Here is a 19,729-nt window from a genome sequence, read left to right as displayed (position 1 = left end):
GATCCATGTGCGTGTGCATCGTCCGTGCTAACCAGCTTTGAAGGTGCGACAGATGATCCGTGCTTTTGAGTAGGATGAGATAGTGGTGCTCCGGGATTTAAGTGAGACATTTGGTGTCGGGGCATCCTTTCAATAGCCGGTTTGGAACGTTATACTGGATAGAGTTAAACTGCTGAGCTGCAATGCTTATAGGATTAATGTTTTTGTCTTTTGCAAAAGACGTATATACATAGAAGTAAGGAACGGGCAGGTTATCCTGTCGATCCGCGCGATTCTCACATAGGAGGTCTCATCATGAATGAACAAGAGCGAGCCGGCGAACGGCTGCTTCCCGAAGTGGCTACGGGAGAACGGAAGCTAGAGCACGTGCGCCTCTGTCTTGAGGAGAATGTGGCAGGAGAAGGGGTAACCAGCGGTATGGAGCGGTTTGCGTTTCGCCATCACCCACTGCCGGAACTGGATTTTGAAGAGGTGCATCTGGAAACTTCGTTTATTGGCAAAAAAGTACGTACACCCTTGCTCATCAGTTCGATGACGGGTGGAAGCAAAACAACGGGCGCCATCAATGAGCGCCTCGCCCGAGTAGCAAACGCCAGAGGCTGGGCGCTCGGCGTAGGTTCGATCCGGGCTGCCGTGGAACAGCCGGAACTGGCGAGTACCTTCGATGTGCGGCGCTGGGCACCGGACATCCCGGTCATTGCCAACCTTGGCGCGGTGCAGCTGAACTATGGCTTTACCACGGCTGATTTCCAGCGCGCCGTAGATATTGCGGGTGCGGACATGCTCGTGCTTCACCTGAACACCTTGCAGGAAGTTTTCCAGCCGGAAGGTAACACCAACTTCAGTGGATTATTTCAACGGATTGAAAACTTGTGTCGTGAGCTAGACGTACCTGTTGGTGTGAAAGAAGTAGGTTTTGGCATCGATGGCGTGACGGCTCAACGCCTATATGAAGCGGGTGTCGCGTTCATTGATGTAGCCGGAGCAGGGGGCACAAGCTGGGTGCAGGTAGAGAAGTACCGCAACAATAACCCGGTACGCCGGGCAGCTGCTGAAGCTTTTGCCGACTGGGGCATTCCCACAGCGGAGTGTATACAGGAAGTACGAGCGCTGAATCCTACTGGTGCCCTGATTGGCAGCGGTGGACTGTACACTGGCGTGGATGCGGCCAAAGCCCTCGCGCTCGGTGCGGATCTGGCTGGTTTTGGTCGATCTCTTCTCGAATCCGCAGTAGCTTCCGATGATGCGCTGAATGAGCGGTTGGAACAGGTTGAGTTTGAACTTCGTACTGTCATGTTTGGCATTGGTGCAGGTCGGATTGAGGATCTGAAGCAGACATCACGTCTGGTGGAACGGCGTTAGATAAAACCAGAGGTGAAGTCTTGCTGAACAGTTTTGACTTGTGAGAGTATGCGCTGGGCCCGATGGAGCAACTTCCGCTAACGAACCTGCAACACCTTATTTGGCAATATAGGCGTTAGTTGGGAATCTAACGAATCTCACACACGCTAATGGGTTAGAAAACTGCGATTTGCAGCGGATGACGCCAAAGAAAGAGTAAATAACGAGTCTATAGTTCGTTAGATTTTCAAAACGCAGGAAAAATGCTGAATAGTGTCTCTCGGGTTCGTTAGAATGTGAGGGAAACGTGGAACGGTTCATGGACCGAACTTGGCACTTCAACTGTAGACTGCGACAAGTCAATTGATTAATATTGGTGTATTACTTTTAGCATGTCGATAATCAACGGCATGCTTTTTTGTAATGTATAACAAGATGAAGATTTAATTCAAAGTAAAATTTTTTATTGTTTGTTAATACATTACACTTTATGATTGATGAGTCTTAAGGAATGGTTTTTAATAATTTTATAGGCACGAAGACTCACTTGAAATTAAGGAAAGGATGGATTGATTCAAGACTAGAAGTTAAAATTTCGAAATTATAAGTATATATTTAAGTTTTAGATATCCAAAGTAATAATGCAGGTTTTTTAAGATCATACATATGAGGCATTAAACACAATTTCTAAGAGGTGATACATACATGAAGTTCAAGAACGTATTAATTTTCATGCTAGTTATTAATTTATTGTTGGTTAATCTACTGATTTCAGGAGCAGGGACAGAAGTAGCTCATGCAAATTATGAGCCTCGTACAGATAAAATAACTACGGAGTCTTCCAAGTCGAGTGATAACTTTATAGACTCGTATAATACCAACACGACTAATACGTCTGCATCAATTGAAACAATAAGTGACACTATTACTAAGTCATATTTGCCGAAACCTAACGTAACGGTAACGACAACGGAAAACTCCATAACGGTGTCTTGGGATGAAGTTCCCGGAGCAACTAAATATGCTGTTACTGTCAATCGAGAAGTTGCTATGGATAAAAATATAAGAACGTACACAATAACAAGAGTTGCACCAGATGAAACATATAGGATCGGAGTTCTCGCTTATGACGGGGAAAAATACGGAGAACAAGAGTTACTCTTCGTTAGATTGAAGGGACCTGCGCCAATCTACGATGATGCGGGTAGAATTGATTTTACGGGGAAAATTTCAGGTGAATTAGAGATTGTTAATGGTGGCTTCGCTTATGTAAACTGGGGGCTTGTGAATGGCAATGCGATCAGTCTGTTTTACAAGCAAGATGCCAATGTACTGGCTGAGGTGTACGTCAATGACGTGAAAAATACTGATCTGAACAGCCAATCCAGCTCAAGTGCTCTCATTAATGGTTTGAAACAAGGTGAGAAAAATGTGATCAAGTTAGCTTGGACGAATTCTACAGACTCCACTCAAGACTCAGTCGAGTTTATTATTACGCCTCCTGCAAAGGATGCTTATACTTTAGGAGTTTCCAAGGCGGGGTTTGGATCAGTCGTTGATCTTAAGCAATACGGTAAATGGTACCTCGTGGATAATCAAACCTTAATCTCTCAGAATACCGTTTCTAAATACATTGATACACAAGGTGATAGTGCTAGATGGAGAGTAGACCTGTATTCCAAGTTCGCAGATAGTGTGGGCTATGAACTAAATAAAATTAAAGAAGACAAGCAGTCTCCTTTTAACACGCTATGGTGGAATGTCAATGCGTTTGATACAGGGGAGTACGTTCATGGCTATTCATCTCCTGTAGGGATCGTTACCAAGGAGGATTTAGAGAAATATACAGGGGTTGTTCTAAATGATCCTAATCGTCCGAATCAGATGATATCCAGTCTGGCTTTGGCTAATCCTAATACATATGAAAATGCAAAACATGGTAATAAGGGGCCTGTTTTTACGGAGATAGCCACTGGATCTGATGCATTCCCAAATAATCATATAAACTCTGTTGCAGCAGGCAGCGCGGTACAAAACTTCAAATATAAAGCCTTCTTAAAAAATAATGTGGAATTTAAAGGACAGGGGACTCCTGAAGATCCTTACGTTATTCCGACGCTAGCTGATGGGGAACCTGTGATCACGAAACTAGATAGTCCTAGATACTCCCAGTCGAGTGCTGTGGGTAATAATGCGATTCGGTTGCAGTGGCATGCAGTGGAAGGTGCTGAACAATATATTCTCAAGAGTGGTTCTGAAATTCTATATGAGGGTCCGCTTTTAGAATATGTGCATGAAGGTGTGAATTTTAATTCGATCACTAAGTATACATTAGTAGCTCGCAAAGGCGATGTTTACAGTGAAGAAGCGAAATTTACAATCGGAATTAGAAATTTTATTACATATCCACCAGATTTCCGAGCTGAAGCGCTGGATTCCACCAAAGTTAGACTTACGTGGAGCAAGGTAGACCATGCAGTAGAGTATGTGATCACCCGTAATGATCAGCCTTTGGCGGTAACCAAGTCAACTTTATACGAGGATGTAAATGTAACACCTGACACCACATACATCTATAAAGTGTTTGGCAGGGACGGAGACAACGAAGGTTCAGCTGCAGTTAAAAGTGTGAAAATTCCTAAATTGACTGAGGACGAGGCACCGAAAGGCCAAATTAACATAAGAGTCAATCGAGTGTACGATAATAGAGTGGACCTACAATGGAATCTGGTGGAGGGAGCAACCCATTATGAGATTTACCAGGATCAAGTGAGTAAAGTATGGTCAGGTCATTCAAATACGATGATAGCGTACACGCTCCAGCCAGGAAGAACATATACCTATCGGGTTGTAGCGAGTAACAAATACGGAAAGGTTGAATCTAGTACAATCGAAGTGCAGACGGCGGGCATACCTCAACCAATGAATGTGGCTCCAATGAATGCCTCGAACGCAACGATTGCCTTTGAATATCAACCTATTGAAGGAGCAGTTCATTACGTTGAACGTAATCCACAAACGAAGTACGAACCTCTAGGAAACGGTGTTTATCGTAAGACGTATTTGAATACTGCCACTGGAGAAACACGTGATGAGGGTATGGTGACTGCTGTGAACGGTAAGTTGCAGTTTAGTGAAGTGGGCGTCGAACGAAATAAATATTATGAGTATAATGTCATCGCTGTTCGTGTCAGACCTGATGGATCAGAAGAGGTCATTGGCAAGCAGACGGTTGCTGTAACAACTCCAGCAGATGGAAGTGGTGCAACGGTATATGGATATAATTATCCTATTCCTCCTTACCATAATGTTAATAATATCCCTTTCCCTAGTGCGGTTACGGGGAAAAACGACAGCATTACAATTGATACTCAAGTTGTGGGTTCAAATGGAGAAGTGAAAAATCCAGCAAGTGTTACTTTTAGAGATATAGAAAAGAGTTATGCGAAGGAGGCTATTATTTACTTGGCACAGAAGGGAATTGTCAAAGGCTATTCCGATGGTTCGTTTGGTGGACATCAAAAAGTGACGAGAGCCGAATTTGCAATCTTCTTAAAACGAGCCCTTGGATATAATTCTGTGGTTCCTTATATTAATGAATTCAACGATGTTCAATCTAACTCTTGGTACTATTCGGAGATAACTCCTGCATTACAACAAGGTATACTTAAAGGATTCAGTGATGGTTCGCTTAGACCGAATGTGGACGTTACGAGAGAAGAAGCATCAAGTATGATTGAGAACGTAATGAAAAAACAAGGTTATGTATTATCATCATTCACACTTTACGATGACAACCAAATGATCTCCAATTGGGCTAGAAATAGTATCAGTCTTGTAACTCAAGAATCTGTTATGAAAGGATACCCCGATCGGAAGTTTATGCCTAAAAAGCAGCTAACCCGACAGGAGGCTGCAATGATAATCTATAACCTATTGCATAGCAAGAAGTAAAAGGCCCGTAAAGTTCTTTTTACTAACTTTTAACGGTGATAAACGATGTTGAAATAAAATAGGACCCTAACATGCAATCTTCCTAAAGGGAGATTGCATGTTTATTTGATGATTGACTGATCTACCTTTTACATACATTCTTCTTTCACGGTGACATTCTCATTGGTTACAGTGACGTAGGAATTGCCGGACAAGTATTCCGTATAACCGCAAACCGTTTTATTATAGGTTTTTCCGCGACTGTCCGTGAACGCCAAGAAGACGACCCCCTCCCCGGAAAGTTTCAGTTGCGGGGCGAATTTCACGTTTGCTCCGCTGGGAATATCTTTTTTGAATACGTAGATGGAGCCACTCTCATTGTTGTTAAATGAGTTGTCGCCTTGAACTAGGCTAGCCTGAAGATTGGTGAGGTCATAGTCGGACTGATTGTGGATCGTGATTCTTAAGTGGCGAAAGGGATCGATTGCATTCAGAAAGCTCTTAAAGGCGACGATGGCGATTCCGAGTATGATAACAGACAAGATAATCATTTTCTTTTTGGAGAATCGGCGACGTGTGTTCAATAAGATCCACTCCTTTCCTATGAGGTATAAACGATGGGATGAGATCAAAAGTTTTGATTAAAATGGATAAATATGAAAATTGAAAACCGAATCGTCAGAATAACTTTATGCGCTAAGCGGAAGAACAGGATACAATAAGATACTAGTAGTGCAAAAAGGACTGCACAGAGATGATACATAATTAAGATCACTCGAAATAAGGAGGTAAACAACATGGAACTTTCCCCAATGAATCAGGAAGATTATGCGAGTTTTCGCATTCGATCGATTAAGGATTTTGCACAGGAAAAAGTAGAAGCGGGTACCTGGGCTGAGGAAGAGGCGCAGCGACTGGCGGAGGAATCTTATGAACGTTATCTGCCAGAAGGCTTGAACACACCCGGAGCATATCTCTACAATCTGGTGCATCCTGTGGACGGAAATGTAGGGTATATCTGGTTTAATATCACGGATAATCGTCGTGGAAAAGATGCTTTTTTGCTGGATATCGTGGTTGAAGAAGCGCACCGTGGTAAGGGATACGGAACAGAGACAATGCAGGCGCTTGAACAGACGGCCTTGAGTCTTGGCGTGGATCGCATTGGTTTGCATGTGTTTGGACATAATGTGCGGGCGAGCAGCCTGTATCGCAAGATGGGATATGAGGTAACGGATCTAACCATGTACAAGGAAATCAAAGGGTAAACCTAATAGGGGATATTCTAGGCAAAACTTAAGATCTGCGCAAAACGAATTATCTGCATTAACCGGGGATTTCGGGAAGCGGATGGGACTCTGGTCGAATTGGCGAAGTTCCTTGATGCCTTGAGGTTTGTCATATATAATGTATAGGATTATCCATACCGAACAAGTAATCAATGAGGAGTTGTCATATACATGGCTTTGAAAGCAGGAATTGTAGGGCTTCCGAACGTCGGAAAATCTACGTTGTTTAACGCAATCACACAAGCAGGTGCCGAATCGGCAAACTATCCGTTCTGTACAATTGACCCTAACGTGGGGATCGTTGAAGTACCCGATGAGCGTTTGGACAAACTGACAGAACTCGTTGTACCTAAGAAAACAGTACCAACGGCGTTTGAGTTTGTAGATATCGCTGGTCTTGTTCGCGGTGCGAGCAAAGGCGAAGGTCTTGGTAACAAGTTCCTTGCCCACATCCGTGAAGTAGACGCGATTGTACACGTGGTACGTTGCTTTGTAGATGAGAACATTACACACGTCGATGGCAAAATTGACCCGGTAAGCGACATCCAGACAATCAATCTGGAGCTGATCCTGGCCGATATCGAGAGTGTTGAGAAGAAAATCGATCGCTCCAAGAAAAACATGAAGGGCGGCAACAAGACTGCCTCTCAAGAAGTAGAAGTATTGGAGAGAGTGAAGGCTGTTCTGTACGATGACAAGCCGGCACGCAGCATGGAACTTACGGATGATGAGCTTCTGATCGTGCGCGATCTGCACTTGCTTACCCTGAAGCCTGTTCTGTACGCAGCCAATGTAGCTGAGGACGAAATCGGCGACGTGGCGAACAATGCTTACGTGCAAAAAGTAAGAGAATTCGCAGCTGCTGAGAACGCAGAAGTGGTGCCGATCAGTGCGAAGGTTGAAGAAGAGATTTCTGAGCTGGAAGGCGAAGATAAACAAATGTTCCTGGAAGAACTCGGTATCGAGGATTCCGGTCTGAACCTGTTGATCAAAGCGGCTTACAAATTGCTCGGTCTGTACACATACTTCACAGCAGGTGTACAGGAAGTTCGTGCGTGGACAATCCGCAAAGGTACCAAAGCGCCTGGTGCAGCGGGTGTCATTCACACCGACTTCGAACGTGGATTCATCCGTGCAGAAGTGGTTTCCTACGACGATCTGGTTGCAGCGGGTTCCATGAACGGTGCCAAAGAGCGCGGACAACTTCGTCTTGAAGGTAAAGAGTACGTTGTAAATGACGGCGACGTTATGCACTTCCGTTTCAACGTATAAGTTGTTACTCGTTTATATTTAGATTCAATAACCAAAACCCTACGATCTTCTTGTGAAGATTGTAGGGTTTTTAGTATCGATGTAAGGGGCCACCTCAATCGTAATGTACTTATGTACGCTCAATTCATACGAGGTTTGCTTAGTTACCAACAATAGTCTTGAAAGAATAGTGTTCTTTATTTATATCAAACGAATCCGCAAGCATTCTTTCGCCATTTCTAGCTTGATTAAGAAGATCGGGGTCTAATTCAGCTATGAGCAACTCAACGTTGTCTTGCGAGGCATCAATTATATTATCACCTAGAGGGTTCCATACACCGCTATGTCCACACGTATCCCAGACTCCGGTTGTTCCAACGTGATTACACATCGCTGTAAATATCGTATTATCCAGAGCGCGGGCAGGAAACCATACTCGTGACTCTTTGTACCCCATTCCTTTACTAAAAAGAGAGCTACCCATATATAAATGACAGCCATTTTGTGCTAAAAGACGAGAATGTTCAGGGAAACCTGCGTCATAACAGATGGCCATCCCAATATTCCAGCCCTTTAATTTAATGATGACCTGCTCATTATTGGTTGAGAACATTTCTTTCTCCGTTTGAAATAAATGAGACTTGTCATAAACACCCACTTCATGTCCATTGGAATCTATTATAACTGAAGAGATGAACACATCCTCGCCTCTTATTACAGGGGTTCCGATGATTGACCAAATGCCGTACTTTTTGCATGCTTGACGCAACTTATCAATCCTCGCATCATTAATGGAGAGTGTATATTCAGTTACATTGGATTCTACGATTTCTGGCACATATCCCGTCAGATATTTTTCTGGAAACATGATAATATCGGCGTGCTCTTTTCCAGCTTCTTCAATCATCTCATAAGCCCTATTAACGTTCTCTTCAATATTTCCGTCGATCGAAGAACATTGTGCCAAAGCAATCTTTAATTTTTCTGTTGGAAAAACAGCTGGTGTTAAGTTCATAGCATCCATTCCCTCCTAAACTAAAATATCAAAACTATGAATTATAGAGCCCTTGTATATATTTTACAACATCAGAAATAAACTTGAATGATCTATTTGTTACAAACATTCTCGGTAGGCGAATCCATCAGCGGAATGACAACGAGTGAAAGTTGAGAAAATTGAATTATAAAAATTAGTTCATCCGCATGCGGAACAGTTACTATTCAGAACCATAAGAATATGCTATAATTAAGAGTCGTATACCACGTTAAAATTCGCGCTTGAACAGATGAGCTTAAGCGAGTTTCATACAGGGTACGCGATTTCTTGATTTCACTTTAAAAGTAAAGGATTTGATGACGTTGTAGCGATGTTATACGTCGATCATACAGGAATGTGAATACATGCTGCGGTCAGGGGATTCGGTGTGAATCCTGTGCGTTGTGGAATATAGATTATAGATGTTATGAATAATGAAACCGAAATAATTATTAAAAACGATATTTGCATGGACAAAATAATGTGTGAGGTGACTATACATGTTGGATAAATTACAGGCGTTAGCCGACCGTTATGACAAGTTGAGCGAACTTTTGTGTGACCCGGATGTGGCAAGTGACAACAAAAAGTTGCGGGAATACTCCAAAGAACAATCCGATCTGCAACCAACTTATGAAGCGTACAATGAATACAAACAGGTAAGTCAGGATCTCGAAGCTGCAAAGGAAATGCAGGGTGAGAAACTGGATGATGAGATGCGCGAAATGGTCAAAATGGAAATTGACGAACTGAGCACTCGCCAGAAGGAACTGGACGAATTGATTCGTGTACTCATGCTGCCAAAAGATCCGAATGACGACAAAAACGTTATTGTTGAGATTCGCGGAGCAGCTGGTGGAGATGAAGCAGCGTTGTTTGCAGCAGATCTGTATCGGATGTACACACGTTATGCAGATGCACAAGGCTGGCGTGTAGAGCTGATGGACGTTAACACAAATGATCTCGGTGGATTCAAAGAGGTTGTTTTCCTGATCAACGGACGTGGCGCATACAGCAAAATGAAATACGAAAGCGGCGCACACCGTGTACAGCGTATTCCGACAACCGAATCCGGCGGACGAATTCATACGTCAACTTCAACGGTTGCGGTTATGCCTGAAGCCGAAGATTTTGATATCGAAATTCATGATAAAGACATCCGTGTTGATACGTTCTGTTCCAGTGGTGCAGGTGGACAATCGGTTAATACCACGAAATCCGCAGTACGGGTAACGCACGTTCCAACGGGAATTGTGGCGACATGTCAGGATGGAAAATCACAGAACTCCAACAAGGAAAAAGCGTTGCAGGTTCTGCGTACACGTATCTTCGATATGAAACGTATGGAAGAGGAAGCGAAGATCTCTGTTGAGCGGAAGAGCAAAGTGGGAACGGGCGACCGTAGTGAGCGTATTCGTACGTACAACTTCCCGCAAAGCCGTGTGACGGATCACCGTATCGGTCTGACGATGCACAAGCTGGATCAGATCATGAACGGGGAGATTGAAGATATCTTGTCTGCACTGACGATTGCTCAGCAGACCGAGTTGATGGATAGAGGAGAATAATCTGTGACCCGCGCGCAGTTTGTCATGACGCCGGAACAGAGCTGTCGGGAAGCCTTCGTGGAGGCTTCCTCTTTTTTGGAGAAGTGCGGCGTGTACGAGCCGCAAAACAATGCCCGGCTGCTGCTGGAACATGTACTCGGCGTTTATGGCGCCGCGTACTACATGATGCAGCCGGAGCCTTTTCCCAGCGAGCATCGCAGCCGCTGGGAGAACGCCGTCACGCGCAAGGCTGCGGGTGAGCCGGCGCAATACATTATCGGCAGCCAGGAATTCTATGGGCTGCCGTTCGAGGTCACGCCGGCCGTGCTGATTCCGCGGCCGGAGACTGAGCTGTTGGTCGAGGCTGTGCTGCGCGAAGCCGACCGCGTGTTTCCTGACGGCGCTCCGCTCGCCGTCGATATTGGCACGGGCAGTGGCGCCATCGCGGTGACGATGGCTTCACTGCGCCCGCGCTGGCAGGTCGGCGCCGGAGATCTCTCGGCGGCTGCCCTGCAAGTGGCCGCGCGGAATGCGGCCGCGAACGGGGTACAGATCGACTTCCGTGAAGGCGATCTGCTGGCCCCGTTCGCCGGGGCCCGGGTGGACATCCTGGTGTCCAACCCGCCATACATCCCGGCGGCTGATATCGCCGGGTTACAGCAAGAGGTGCGCGATCATGAGCCGCGCATGGCATTGGACGGCGGTCCGGACGGGCTTGCACCGTACCGTATCATGCTGGAGCAGTTGGCGCTGTTGCCTACGCCGCCGCAGATCATTGGTTTTGAGCTGGGCCAAGGGCAGGCTCGCGACATCGCAGCTTTGCTTGAAACGGCGGGACATTGGCCGGAAATTATCATTGTACCGGACCTTGCCGGAATCGAGCGGCATGTCCTGGGTGTTCGTACTTCGGAACAGGTGACGAAAATGTAAGGTTCCGCGGGTTTTCTTTTTGCCGTGAAATCCTCTACAATGAGATATACCGAAGATTTCTGAATGCTTGGGGGAACATAATTACATGCTGCACAAATTTAAAAAGATAGACTATTCTATTGTCTTTATACTCGTTATTCTGATGGGTATCAGTATTTTATCGATTTACAGTACAACGTTTGGTCGTCCGAGATGGGAATCCTACCCTCAAAAGGCAGGGATTTTCTATATTATAGGTTTCATCGTATTCTTCGGAATGTCCATGATTAACTATAAAGTGATCATCAAAAACTATTTATATATCTACGGTGTGGGCTTACTGCTACTCGTTATCGTTAACTTTTTCGGTGTTACGTATTATGGAGCCCAAGGCTGGTTATCTATATTTGGCCTGAGTTTGCAGCCTGCGGAATTATTTAAGCTGTGTTTAATCGTTTTCCTGTCTGCTCTGCTTGCGAGAAAGAAAAACAGACCCTTATTCTTCGGGCGTGATGTCATTCCGATCGCACTGTGCGTTTTGCCTCCTTTGTTGTTGGTTCTGCTTCAAAATGACTTGGGGAATGCTTTGAGTTATGTAGTCATTCTTGTCGGTCTGTTGTGGATTGGCAATGTGAAATTCAGCCATGCACTGATTGGTTTTGTGATTGCTGTTGCTGCCTTTATTGGTGGAACACAGGCCTATATTCATTATCATGATGAAGTTGCCAATTTCCTCAAAGATATTGGACGTGCTCACTGGGCTGAGCGGTTTGACCCTTGGCTCGTGCCAGAACAGACATCCAGAGATGTATTGTGGCAGACCTATAATGCCAAGTTAGCCATCGGTTCCGGAGGAATCAGTGGTAAGGGGTATCTCGAAGGTACGACAATCCAGTCCAATCGAGTACCGCTCGCATATGCGGATTCCATCTTTGTGCAGATTGGTGAAGAATTCGGTTTTGTTGGAGCATCGGTATTGTTACTGCTCTACTTTATTCTGATTCACAGGCTGGTGTTGATCGCACTGGAGTGCAAAGATCGGGCTGGGCCGTACCTGATTGTAGGTATTATTTCGATGCTTCTCTATCAGATTTTTGTTAATATTGGTCCATTTATCGGTCTGATGCCATTAACAGGGATCACACTTCCATTTATCAGTTTCGGCGGTACCTCTCTTGTGCTCAACATGCTTAGTATGGGTGTTGTCATGAGTATTAAAGTTCATACGGAAGAAAATGAAGATATCCTGGGTTCGTCAGAACAACTCAGTATCACTGAGATGGTCATGAAGTTGTTCAGACGGAAGCAGTCGCAGCAAGAGCAATAACTCTCGTGAACAGAACGTAAGATATATGTGTATAAGCGTAAATAACGATATAACTATTAAACCCTGGAACAGATCAGCCCAAGTTGGGATGGATGTTTTAGGGTTTTTTTATTGTTTTTATGGTGTAATTCAGGCCGTTGAATAGTTCGTTTTTTAACCTGAAACGACCCTGATTTCCATTTTATTATCCAATTATATACAATGGTAATATTGAGTTCAATTGGAAATGATAGAATGCTAGATTTCAGGGGGATGGACAGCGTCATGTTGAGAATGTTGAAAAAGATGGACGGTGTGATTCTTTTTGTAATGCTGTTGCTCATGATTATTAGTGTATTTGCGATTTATAGCGGAACGCAGACAGATGCCAAACTGGCGAATCATCATGTCAAAACGATTTATTTCTATGTGGCGGGGTTCATTGCGGTGCTTGTGATCGGGCTTGTGAATTACAAGTTATACGTGAAATATGCGTTTTATTTGTATGGCTTGGGAATTATATTGCTGATCCTGGCCAATGTCCTGGGAAGTTCAATCAATAACGCGAACGGTTGGCTGAAGCTGGGCGAAAACTTTTCTTTTCAACCGGCAGAGTTGTTCAAGATGATTCTGATTTTGTTCCTCGCCCATTTGGTCGTGAAGAGACAACGAGGCACGCTGAAATTTTGGAGAGATATTGTGCCGATTGGCTGCTGGGCGTTTATTCCGTTTGCCCTTGTTATGGCTCAGAATGATTTGGGGAATGCGCTGGGGTATGTAGTAATTTTGGCTGCGGTATTCTGGATCGGAAATATGAGGCTGAAGCACGCATTGATTGCACTGGCGATCATGGGGGTAGCGTTCTTTGGTTTTGTCAAAGCCTATACCTTCTATCATGATGAAGTATTCACTTTTCTTGAGAAGATAAAACGTGAGCATTGGGCGGAGCGGATTGATCCCTGGCTTGTACCGGAGAAGGCTACCTCCAAGGCTTCCTGGCATACGAAAAATGCAGGTTTAGCCATCGGTTCTGGGGGCATCATCGGCAAAGGTTATCTGCAAGGAACATCCGTTCAGAGTGGACGAGTCCCCTATACGTATTCTGATTCCATTTTTGTTGTGATCGCAGAGGAGTTTGGGTTTGTTGGTGCATCCGTACTGATTCTGTTGTACTTTATCCTGATCCACCGCATGGTGCTGATTGCTCTGGCATGCAGAGATCGCGCGGGACCCGTCATCATTGTAGGTATTATCGGAATGTTATTGTATCAGGTGTTTGAGAACGTGGGGGCGTTCCTCGGACTGATGCCACTCACAGGTATTACGTTACCGTTCATCAGTTACGGCGGCACCTCTTTGCTTATAAATATGGCTTGCATCGGTGTAGTCATGAGCATTAAGTTGTACGGGCAAGAAGAGGATGATGAACTTCTGATGGGGGAGCAGCAACCTCGGTTGTCGGAACGTTTATGGAATATGCTCAAGAAAGAGAAAAGTGCTGTGTAACTGTTGAGTCGGTGTAAGTGAAAAGTAAAGCGGTGGGATGTATAACGTGATCGTTTATAGGAATAAATAGGTTGATTTGCCCTGGGGGCGGATCAGCCTTTTTAACATGATGGGTGAGAAAGTGTGAATGAGAGATGAAAGAAGCAATGCATAGGTGTCTTCGAGCCTGCTGTAGGCTGAGGCGAACCTGAAAGAATCTGGAGCAGCGTATATGGGCATGATGTGAAGCTTCAAGTGCTAGCTGTTAGGGGTTAGGAGTTAAGAGTTAGGTGGTGCTAGGAGCTAACGAACCACACACGTCTTATTCGGGGATTTGAAGTGTCCGGAGAAAGCTAATGAATCTGAGACACGTTATATCAACATAAACAGCCTTTTGTAGCGTGTTGATTAGATGATTTTGGGAAATATCGTGCCTCATGTTCCTTACAATTTCAAAAGAAGACCTGAAGGGCAAATAAGACGTCCTCGGTTCCTTAGAGCATCGACTGGTCATTCGAGAGAGTCATTCGCCTAGGGTCAGCCAGTACAATCTTTAAGGCTTTTTGACGCTGACATTTGTCATCGTATAACTTGCCTAGGTTTAAACACACATTCTAGTAGTGCGTGTTCAAAAAGTTGGGTTTTCAGTACTGAGAAGATGGGATGAGGCTAGAAATGGAGTAGTGGAGCGTAGGATAAACTACGTGAGCAATCAAAATGGTTCCTTGGGAAACAACCTTCGTAAGCCTCTCGCTATTTCGGCTGAATTTCATATTCGACGTTGATGATGTAGCTAGGTATCCTTTGTAATTAATAGCGGATTTTTTGAACAACCTCTAGTAGATTTATTGCAAATGCTAGGTTTACTTCCGTCTCTACCGGGCATACTGATAGACATGAGAGAGTTGCAGGTAGCGTGATCAGAGAGCCGAGGGGGAGAACGGAATGAGCAGAAGAATTGTAAAGCAAATTGGACTTATTATTGTATGTCTTATGATGATTATCATGATGTGGGAAGGTCAGAAAACGGATGCAGCTGTGGCGGCCACAGCAATTCCGGAACAATCGATTCGCTTGCGTATTCTAGCAAACTCGGATGCACCGGGAGATCAATTGGTGAAACGCGAGATTCGGGATGCTGTCGTTGCTCAGATGGGCGAGTGGGTAGCCGAACTGGAGAATCCGCAAAGTCTGGATGAAGCGCGCAAGGTTATTCGTGAGCATTTGTCCGAGATTGAGAATAGAGTAGGAGAAGAGTTGGCCAGTCGCGGTTTAAATTATGAGTATCAGGTGGAGCTGGGTTCCGTTCCGTTCCCGACCAAACTATATGGTGGCACTGTGTATCCTGCCGGAGATTATGAAGCGGTTCGGATTACGCTGGGCGAAGGAAAAGGTCAGAACTGGTGGTGTGTGTTGTTCCCGCCGTTGTGTTTCATTGATGCAGGGACCGGGGATGCACTGGCGAAACCTTCAACGGTATCAGCCGCAGCGGCTGAACCAGGAGATGCAGAAGCATCTGTGCAGGGAGACACACCGGAAGCGAGATTCTTTCTGTGGGATATGGCTGTGAAACTATGGAGTTGGGTGACTAGTTTGTTCTCATAACAACGTATTTATAATACAGTAGAGGGCGACTTCGATTCAGGGAGCTGCCCTTTTAATATGAATTAGTGGTGAAATTCCGAGCGAAGTATGAAGGGCATCCGAGTTGGGACAGGTATGTTATAATTACTTATAGTGCGTGTTCAAAAAGTCTGGTTTTTCAGTACCAAGAAGATGGAATGGAGTAGCGGAGCGTAGGAAAATTACGTGAGCAACCAAAATGTTTTCTTCGGAAAAATACTTCGTAAGCCTACCGCTTATTTCGGCTGAATTTCATATTCGACGTTGATGATGCCGCTAGGCATCTATCGTAATCAAAAGCGTACTTTTTGAACAACCTCTTATATTGAATATGGATATGAACTAACCTACTTGAAGTTTAGGAATGATGATATATGAGCAGAGAAAACGAACCAGTGCAACACACCTCTGAGATGAGGGATGGTAGAGAAGAACGTGATATGAAAGCTCCGGGAGAGCTGGTCACTGAGATGTGGGATGTACGCGTCTTGGTGAGCGCTGAGAACGATCACGGATTGGGTAATATTGAAATGTTGGATGTGAAAAAGGGGAGCGCCGATCAACAGGCGCTCGCCGACTTGCAGGCTGCCGCAGCCTGCATTCGTCAAGGTCAGACGGTGGCCTTTCCGACCGAGACGGTCTATGGCTTGGGTGCTGATGCGCGTAGCACAGCAGCCGTGGAGGCTGTATTTGTCGCTAAAGGCCGACCTTCCGACAATCCACTGATTGTGCATATCGCGCACCGTGACCAGTTGGATACGCTGGTCACGGAAGTGAATGAAACGGCGGAAGCGCTGATGGCGGCCTTCTGGCCAGGACCACTGACGCTGGTGCTGCCGGTTAGGCCGGGTGCGGTATCCCCGCGTGTCACCGCCGGTCTGGACACGGTGGCCGTGCGCATGCCGGACCATCCGGTGGCCTTGCAGTTGATCGCGGCGGCGGCATGCCCTGTGGCTGCGCCAAGCGCCAACCGCTCCGGGCGGCCAAGCCCGACACTCGCGTCTCATGTACGCGAGGATCTGGATGGCCGCATCGGCGGCATTGTGGACGGCGGCCCCACCGGGGTGGGCGTCGAGTCCACGGTTGTGCAGGTCGGTGACGACGGTACCGTCACCATCCTGCGCCCTGGCGGCATTACGGCGGAACAACTGTCCGCCGTTGCCGCCCGTGTCGCCACGGACCCCGCGCTACTCGCAGAGGGGGCCGATGGCGTGGGCAGCCCGGCGCCGCGCTCGCCGGGCATGAAGTACACGCACTACGCACCCGCAGGGGCGCTGTGCGTGGTGGAGGGGCCGCCCGCAGCGGTGGCGGCCTGGATCAGCGCCGCCCTCGCAGAGGCGGCGCAGCGCGGGGAGCGCACCGCTGTGCTGGCGTTCGCCGAGCACGCGGAGCAGTACCGCGCCGATGCCGTGTTCTCGCTGGGAGACGCCAGCGAGCTGGAAGAAGCAGCGCGCCGGCTATACGCCGCGCTGCGCAGCTGCGATGAGCAAGGCGCCACATATATTGTGGCTGAAGCCTGCTCACGCGAAGGGCTGGGAGCAGCCGTCATGAATCGGCTGCTCAAGGCTGCGGGGAACCAACTCATACAAGTTGGCAACCAGCAACCCTCATAACCTCTCCTGATCATACAGTCAGGAGAGGTGCTCACTCTTTTTCCAAAACAAAATCAAGATTCTATAAAGCCGGCATCTGACCAGAGATCCGTCCCCGTTTGCCTTTCATCGGTCATGTTTAGGTCCTTGTCCGCATATCGTGTACAAGAACCTTTACGTGACTTGGGGGTATGGGGATGTGGGATGTGTCTGCCCATGTGGGGCAGTTGGTAACCATTTTGATCATGGCTATTGCGCTTGGCCTCGATGCGTTCTCACTCGGGATCGGAATTGGCATGAAGGGCATTCGGCTGCGGGATGTATTGCGAATCAGTATTGTAACGGCTCTATTTCATATCATCATGCCCCTCATCGGCATGTATATGGGCAAATACGTCAGCTCCCTGCTCGGTGACATTACGACGTATGCGGCAGGTGGATTGCTTGTTTTGCTGGGTGCTCATATGATTCTGAATGCATTCCGTGAAGGCGATACAAAGCTGGTGGACCACCGTTCCCTGCTCGGCGTTGTTTTGTTCTCTCTCAGCGTAAGTGTGGATTCATTCTCCGTTGGCGTATCCTTAGGGATGTTCAGCAGTGATCTGATCTTAACTGTACTTGCTTTCGGTGTGTGTGGCGGGGTGATGTCGGTTATGGGTCTGCTATTAGGCCGGCGGGTAAGCCAGAATCTCGGGGATTACGGCGAAGCAATTGGTGGCGCAATCTTGCTTGCGTTTGGACTTTTGTTTATATTTTAGAATAAAACTTGAGATATCATATCATTCGCATCATATGTAAAATGGGGAGGCTAACACAATGAAACATATTTTATTCGTATGTACAGGAAATACGTGCCGCAGCCCCATGGCAGAGGGGCTTTTGCGAAAACTGGCATCGGAGCGTGGCATTCAGGTAGAGGTTCGCTCCGCAGGTGTGGCAGCAACGTCGGGTATGCCGATCTCTCGTCATGCTGAAGCGGTTTTGAGAGATCATAACGTTGAAGGTCCACCTCATTCCACACAGCTTAGCTCTAACCTGGTAGGTTGGGCCGATCTGGTTCTTACATTAACACGGAGTCATAAGCAGCATGTCATGCAGGTTTTTCCCGATTCAGTCCACAAAACCTATACATTGAAAGAATATGTGGAGGATGATGAACAGGTATTAAGTGATGTTCAGGAGTTGGACAGCCTGTTTGCAACGCTGGAGATGAAACGTGCCCTTGGCCAAGAGATCCTGGCATCGGAGCGTGAGCGAGCCATTGAGATTAGACAACGAATTCCAAGTTTCGACATCTCCGATCCGTTTGGGGGAAGTCGTGATGATTACAATATGGCTGCAGCTGAGATTCGGACGGCATTGGACCGGCTTTTGGATAAGCTGGGATAATTCTGATCCTGCGAGGCAGGTTATAGAAATAGGACACGTGATGTAAATTAACCGTTGATTTTAGCCGCGGGTTGTTTTATGATGAAGGGGAAAACAGGGATCCGGTGTAACTGGCGACGAAGTGGGCATAACCACGATGGAGCACCGGAACAAACGGCCGGTCGCCTGGGCAAAAGAGCAATTCTGCGTTACCCGCAGACTGCTCTTTTTTTCGTCTTTCATCTGATTATTCGCTATAATAGTACCTGAGATGCCGTGCAAGAATACGAAGGACAACCAAGAGACAGCGGGCATGATTTTATCGGGAGGCGATGATAGGATGACTATAGAGTTAGATTCGGAACAACCCGGATTGCAGGAACAGACCGCGTCTATTCTGCATGAACTGGCGCTTGCCGGACAGCTTGGACCTGGACAGATCGTTGTGATCGGTACAAGCACAAGTGAAGTCGCAGGCGCTCGGATTGGTACGAGTGGTGCCATTGAAGTGGCGCAGCAGCTTCTTGCGGGTATACGCGAGGTGCAGGAGGAATTCGGTTTTGACACGGTATTCCAATGTTGTGAGCATCTGAATCGTGCGCTGGTAATGGAACGTTCTGTGCTTACTCGTCTTGGATTGACCGAGGTTGGTGCTATACCCGTGCCCAAGGCCGGAGGTTCAATGGCATCCGCAGCATATCGTTCGCTGACCGATCCATGCCTGGCTGAACATGTGCAGGCCCATGCTGGCCTGGACATTGGGGAGACGATGATTGGGATGCATCTCCGGCATGTAGCCGTACCTTATCGTACAGCGCTTCGCTATGTTGGAGATGCTCGTGTTACCACAGCGTTGACCCGTCCGAAGTTGATTGGCGGCGAACGCGCGGTGTATCGTATGGAAGAACAACCAGATTCAACATTTTGTGACTAACATATAAAGCGAGACTAATTGGGTTACACTCCTGACTTTGATTGCATCACTATCTTCCGATCGCTGTTATCCCCAGATTTTTTAATTCCCTATTTAAAGGGGAAGTCCGGTGATA

General features: G+C 46.5%; 15 protein-coding genes and 1 riboswitch. Of the genes, 13 read left to right on the top strand and 2 right to left on the bottom strand.

The annotated features are described in order from the left end of the window. The first annotated feature begins 294 nt into the window (after nt 1-294). Nucleotides 295-1,362 (top strand): type 2 isopentenyl-diphosphate Delta-isomerase, encoded by a 1,068-nt coding sequence (fni, locus tag MHI48_RS27910; protein WP_036667780.1) that lies wholly within the window; start codon nt 295-297, stop codon nt 1,360-1,362. Nucleotides 1,363-2,046: 684 nt separating this feature from the next. Then, on the top strand, nt 2,047-5,295 hold the full coding sequence (locus MHI48_RS27905; RefSeq protein ID WP_405142349.1) for an S-layer homology domain-containing protein: 3,249 nt from the start codon (nt 2,047-2,049) through the stop codon (nt 5,293-5,295). Nucleotides 5,296-5,423: 128 nt separating this feature from the next. On the opposite strand, the gene MHI48_RS27900 is transcribed toward MHI48_RS27905, so the two are convergent. Next, the gene (locus MHI48_RS27900; protein ID WP_405142347.1) at nt 5,424-5,858 is read right to left on the bottom strand and encodes a hypothetical protein; all 435 of its coding nucleotides are present in this window, start codon (nt 5,856-5,858) and stop codon (nt 5,424-5,426) included. Between the two features lie 213 nt (nt 5,859-6,071). Between MHI48_RS27900 and MHI48_RS27895 the strand changes: the two genes are divergently transcribed. Next, the gene (locus MHI48_RS27895) at nt 6,072-6,542 is read left to right on the top strand and encodes a GNAT family N-acetyltransferase (RefSeq protein WP_405142345.1); all 471 of its coding nucleotides are present in this window, start codon (nt 6,072-6,074) and stop codon (nt 6,540-6,542) included. Nucleotides 6,543-6,734: 192 nt separating this feature from the next. Further along, nucleotides 6,735-7,835, top strand: coding sequence for a redox-regulated ATPase YchF (ychF, locus tag MHI48_RS27890; protein ID WP_017691917.1), 1,101 nt, complete (start codon nt 6,735-6,737; stop codon nt 7,833-7,835). A gap of 139 nt (nt 7,836-7,974) precedes the next feature. On the opposite strand, the gene MHI48_RS27885 is transcribed toward ychF, so the two are convergent. Continuing rightward, nucleotides 7,975-8,829 carry a carbon-nitrogen hydrolase family protein gene (locus tag MHI48_RS27885; protein WP_051447271.1) on the bottom strand — a complete coding sequence of 285 codons (855 nt, stop codon included), beginning with the start codon at nt 8,827-8,829 and terminating at the stop codon, nt 7,975-7,977. 521 nt (nt 8,830-9,350) lie between these two features. Between MHI48_RS27885 and prfA the strand changes: the two genes are divergently transcribed. From prfA to MHI48_RS27840, 9 genes are all read left to right on the top strand, one after another. Then, nucleotides 9,351-10,418 (top strand): peptide chain release factor 1, encoded by a 1,068-nt coding sequence (gene prfA, locus MHI48_RS27880; RefSeq protein ID WP_017691918.1) that lies wholly within the window; start codon nt 9,351-9,353, stop codon nt 10,416-10,418. A gap of 24 nt (nt 10,419-10,442) precedes the next feature. Then, a complete protein-coding gene (gene prmC, locus MHI48_RS27875; RefSeq protein ID WP_084649989.1) occupies nt 10,443-11,327 on the top strand; it encodes a peptide chain release factor N(5)-glutamine methyltransferase in 885 nt (294 codons plus the stop codon). A gap of 85 nt (nt 11,328-11,412) precedes the next feature. Beyond that, nucleotides 11,413-12,633 (top strand): FtsW/RodA/SpoVE family cell cycle protein, encoded by a 1,221-nt coding sequence (locus MHI48_RS27870; RefSeq protein WP_076319224.1) that lies wholly within the window; start codon nt 11,413-11,415, stop codon nt 12,631-12,633. A 264-nt stretch (nt 12,634-12,897) separates the two neighbouring features. After that, nucleotides 12,898-14,118 carry an FtsW/RodA/SpoVE family cell cycle protein gene (locus MHI48_RS27865; RefSeq protein WP_405142342.1) on the top strand — a complete coding sequence of 407 codons (1,221 nt, stop codon included), beginning with the start codon at nt 12,898-12,900 and terminating at the stop codon, nt 14,116-14,118. Nucleotides 14,119-15,042: 924 nt separating this feature from the next. Continuing rightward, a complete protein-coding gene (spoIIR, locus tag MHI48_RS27860; protein WP_076319222.1) occupies nt 15,043-15,702 on the top strand; it encodes a stage II sporulation protein R in 660 nt (219 codons plus the stop codon). A gap of 458 nt (nt 15,703-16,160) precedes the next feature. Beyond that, nucleotides 16,161-17,333 (top strand): L-threonylcarbamoyladenylate synthase, encoded by a 1,173-nt coding sequence (locus tag MHI48_RS27855; RefSeq protein ID WP_405142339.1) that lies wholly within the window; start codon nt 16,161-16,163, stop codon nt 17,331-17,333. Between the two features lie 176 nt (nt 17,334-17,509). After that, nucleotides 17,510-18,070: a manganese efflux pump MntP family protein gene (locus MHI48_RS27850; RefSeq protein ID WP_076209792.1), complete on the top strand. Its 561-nt coding sequence runs from the start codon at nt 17,510-17,512 to the stop codon at nt 18,068-18,070. Nucleotides 18,071-18,128: 58 nt separating this feature from the next. After that, nucleotides 18,129-18,701 carry a low molecular weight protein arginine phosphatase gene (locus tag MHI48_RS27845; protein ID WP_405142337.1) on the top strand — a complete coding sequence of 191 codons (573 nt, stop codon included), beginning with the start codon at nt 18,129-18,131 and terminating at the stop codon, nt 18,699-18,701. Nucleotides 18,702-18,797: 96 nt separating this feature from the next. Then, nucleotides 18,798-18,879, top strand: a riboswitch (ZMP/ZTP riboswitch). A gap of 141 nt (nt 18,880-19,020) precedes the next feature. Continuing rightward, the gene (locus tag MHI48_RS27840; protein WP_047840701.1) at nt 19,021-19,614 is read left to right on the top strand and encodes a TIGR01440 family protein; all 594 of its coding nucleotides are present in this window, start codon (nt 19,021-19,023) and stop codon (nt 19,612-19,614) included. The last annotated feature ends 115 nt before the right edge of the window (nt 19,615-19,729 follow it).

The organism is Paenibacillus sp. FSL H7-0942 (assembly GCF_045040715.1).
Lineage (GTDB): Bacteria > Bacillota > Bacilli > Paenibacillales > Paenibacillaceae > Paenibacillus > Paenibacillus amylolyticus.
Note: the sequence above shows the minus strand (reverse complement) of the source record. Positions and strands in the feature narration are given on the sequence as shown.

Bases quoted from the DNA above. Each gene is read 5' to 3' on its own strand.
- fni (WP_036667780.1), top strand. From the start codon at position 295: ATGAATGAACAAGAGCGAGCCGGCGAACGGCTGCTTCCCGAAGTGGCT.
- MHI48_RS27905 (WP_405142349.1), top strand. From the start codon at position 2,047: ATGAAGTTCAAGAACGTATTAATTTTCATGCTAGTTATTAATTTATTG.
- MHI48_RS27895 (WP_405142345.1), top strand. From the start codon at position 6,072: ATGGAACTTTCCCCAATGAATCAGGAAGATTATGCGAGTTTTCGCATT.
- ychF (WP_017691917.1), top strand. From the start codon at position 6,735: ATGGCTTTGAAAGCAGGAATTGTAGGGCTTCCGAACGTCGGAAAATCT.
- MHI48_RS27885 (WP_051447271.1), bottom strand. From the start codon at position 8,829: ATGAACTTAACACCAGCTGTTTTTCCAACAGAAAAATTAAAGATTGCT.
- prfA (WP_017691918.1), top strand. From the start codon at position 9,351: ATGTTGGATAAATTACAGGCGTTAGCCGACCGTTATGACAAGTTGAGC.
- prmC (WP_084649989.1), top strand. From the start codon at position 10,443: ATGACGCCGGAACAGAGCTGTCGGGAAGCCTTCGTGGAGGCTTCCTCT.
- MHI48_RS27870 (WP_076319224.1), top strand. From the start codon at position 11,413: ATGCTGCACAAATTTAAAAAGATAGACTATTCTATTGTCTTTATACTC.
- MHI48_RS27865 (WP_405142342.1), top strand. From the start codon at position 12,898: ATGTTGAGAATGTTGAAAAAGATGGACGGTGTGATTCTTTTTGTAATG.
- spoIIR (WP_076319222.1), top strand. From the start codon at position 15,043: ATGAGCAGAAGAATTGTAAAGCAAATTGGACTTATTATTGTATGTCTT.
- MHI48_RS27855 (WP_405142339.1), top strand. From the start codon at position 16,161: ATGAAAGCTCCGGGAGAGCTGGTCACTGAGATGTGGGATGTACGCGTC.
- MHI48_RS27850 (WP_076209792.1), top strand. From the start codon at position 17,510: ATGTGGGATGTGTCTGCCCATGTGGGGCAGTTGGTAACCATTTTGATC.
- MHI48_RS27845 (WP_405142337.1), top strand. From the start codon at position 18,129: ATGAAACATATTTTATTCGTATGTACAGGAAATACGTGCCGCAGCCCC.
- MHI48_RS27840 (WP_047840701.1), top strand. From the start codon at position 19,021: ATGACTATAGAGTTAGATTCGGAACAACCCGGATTGCAGGAACAGACC.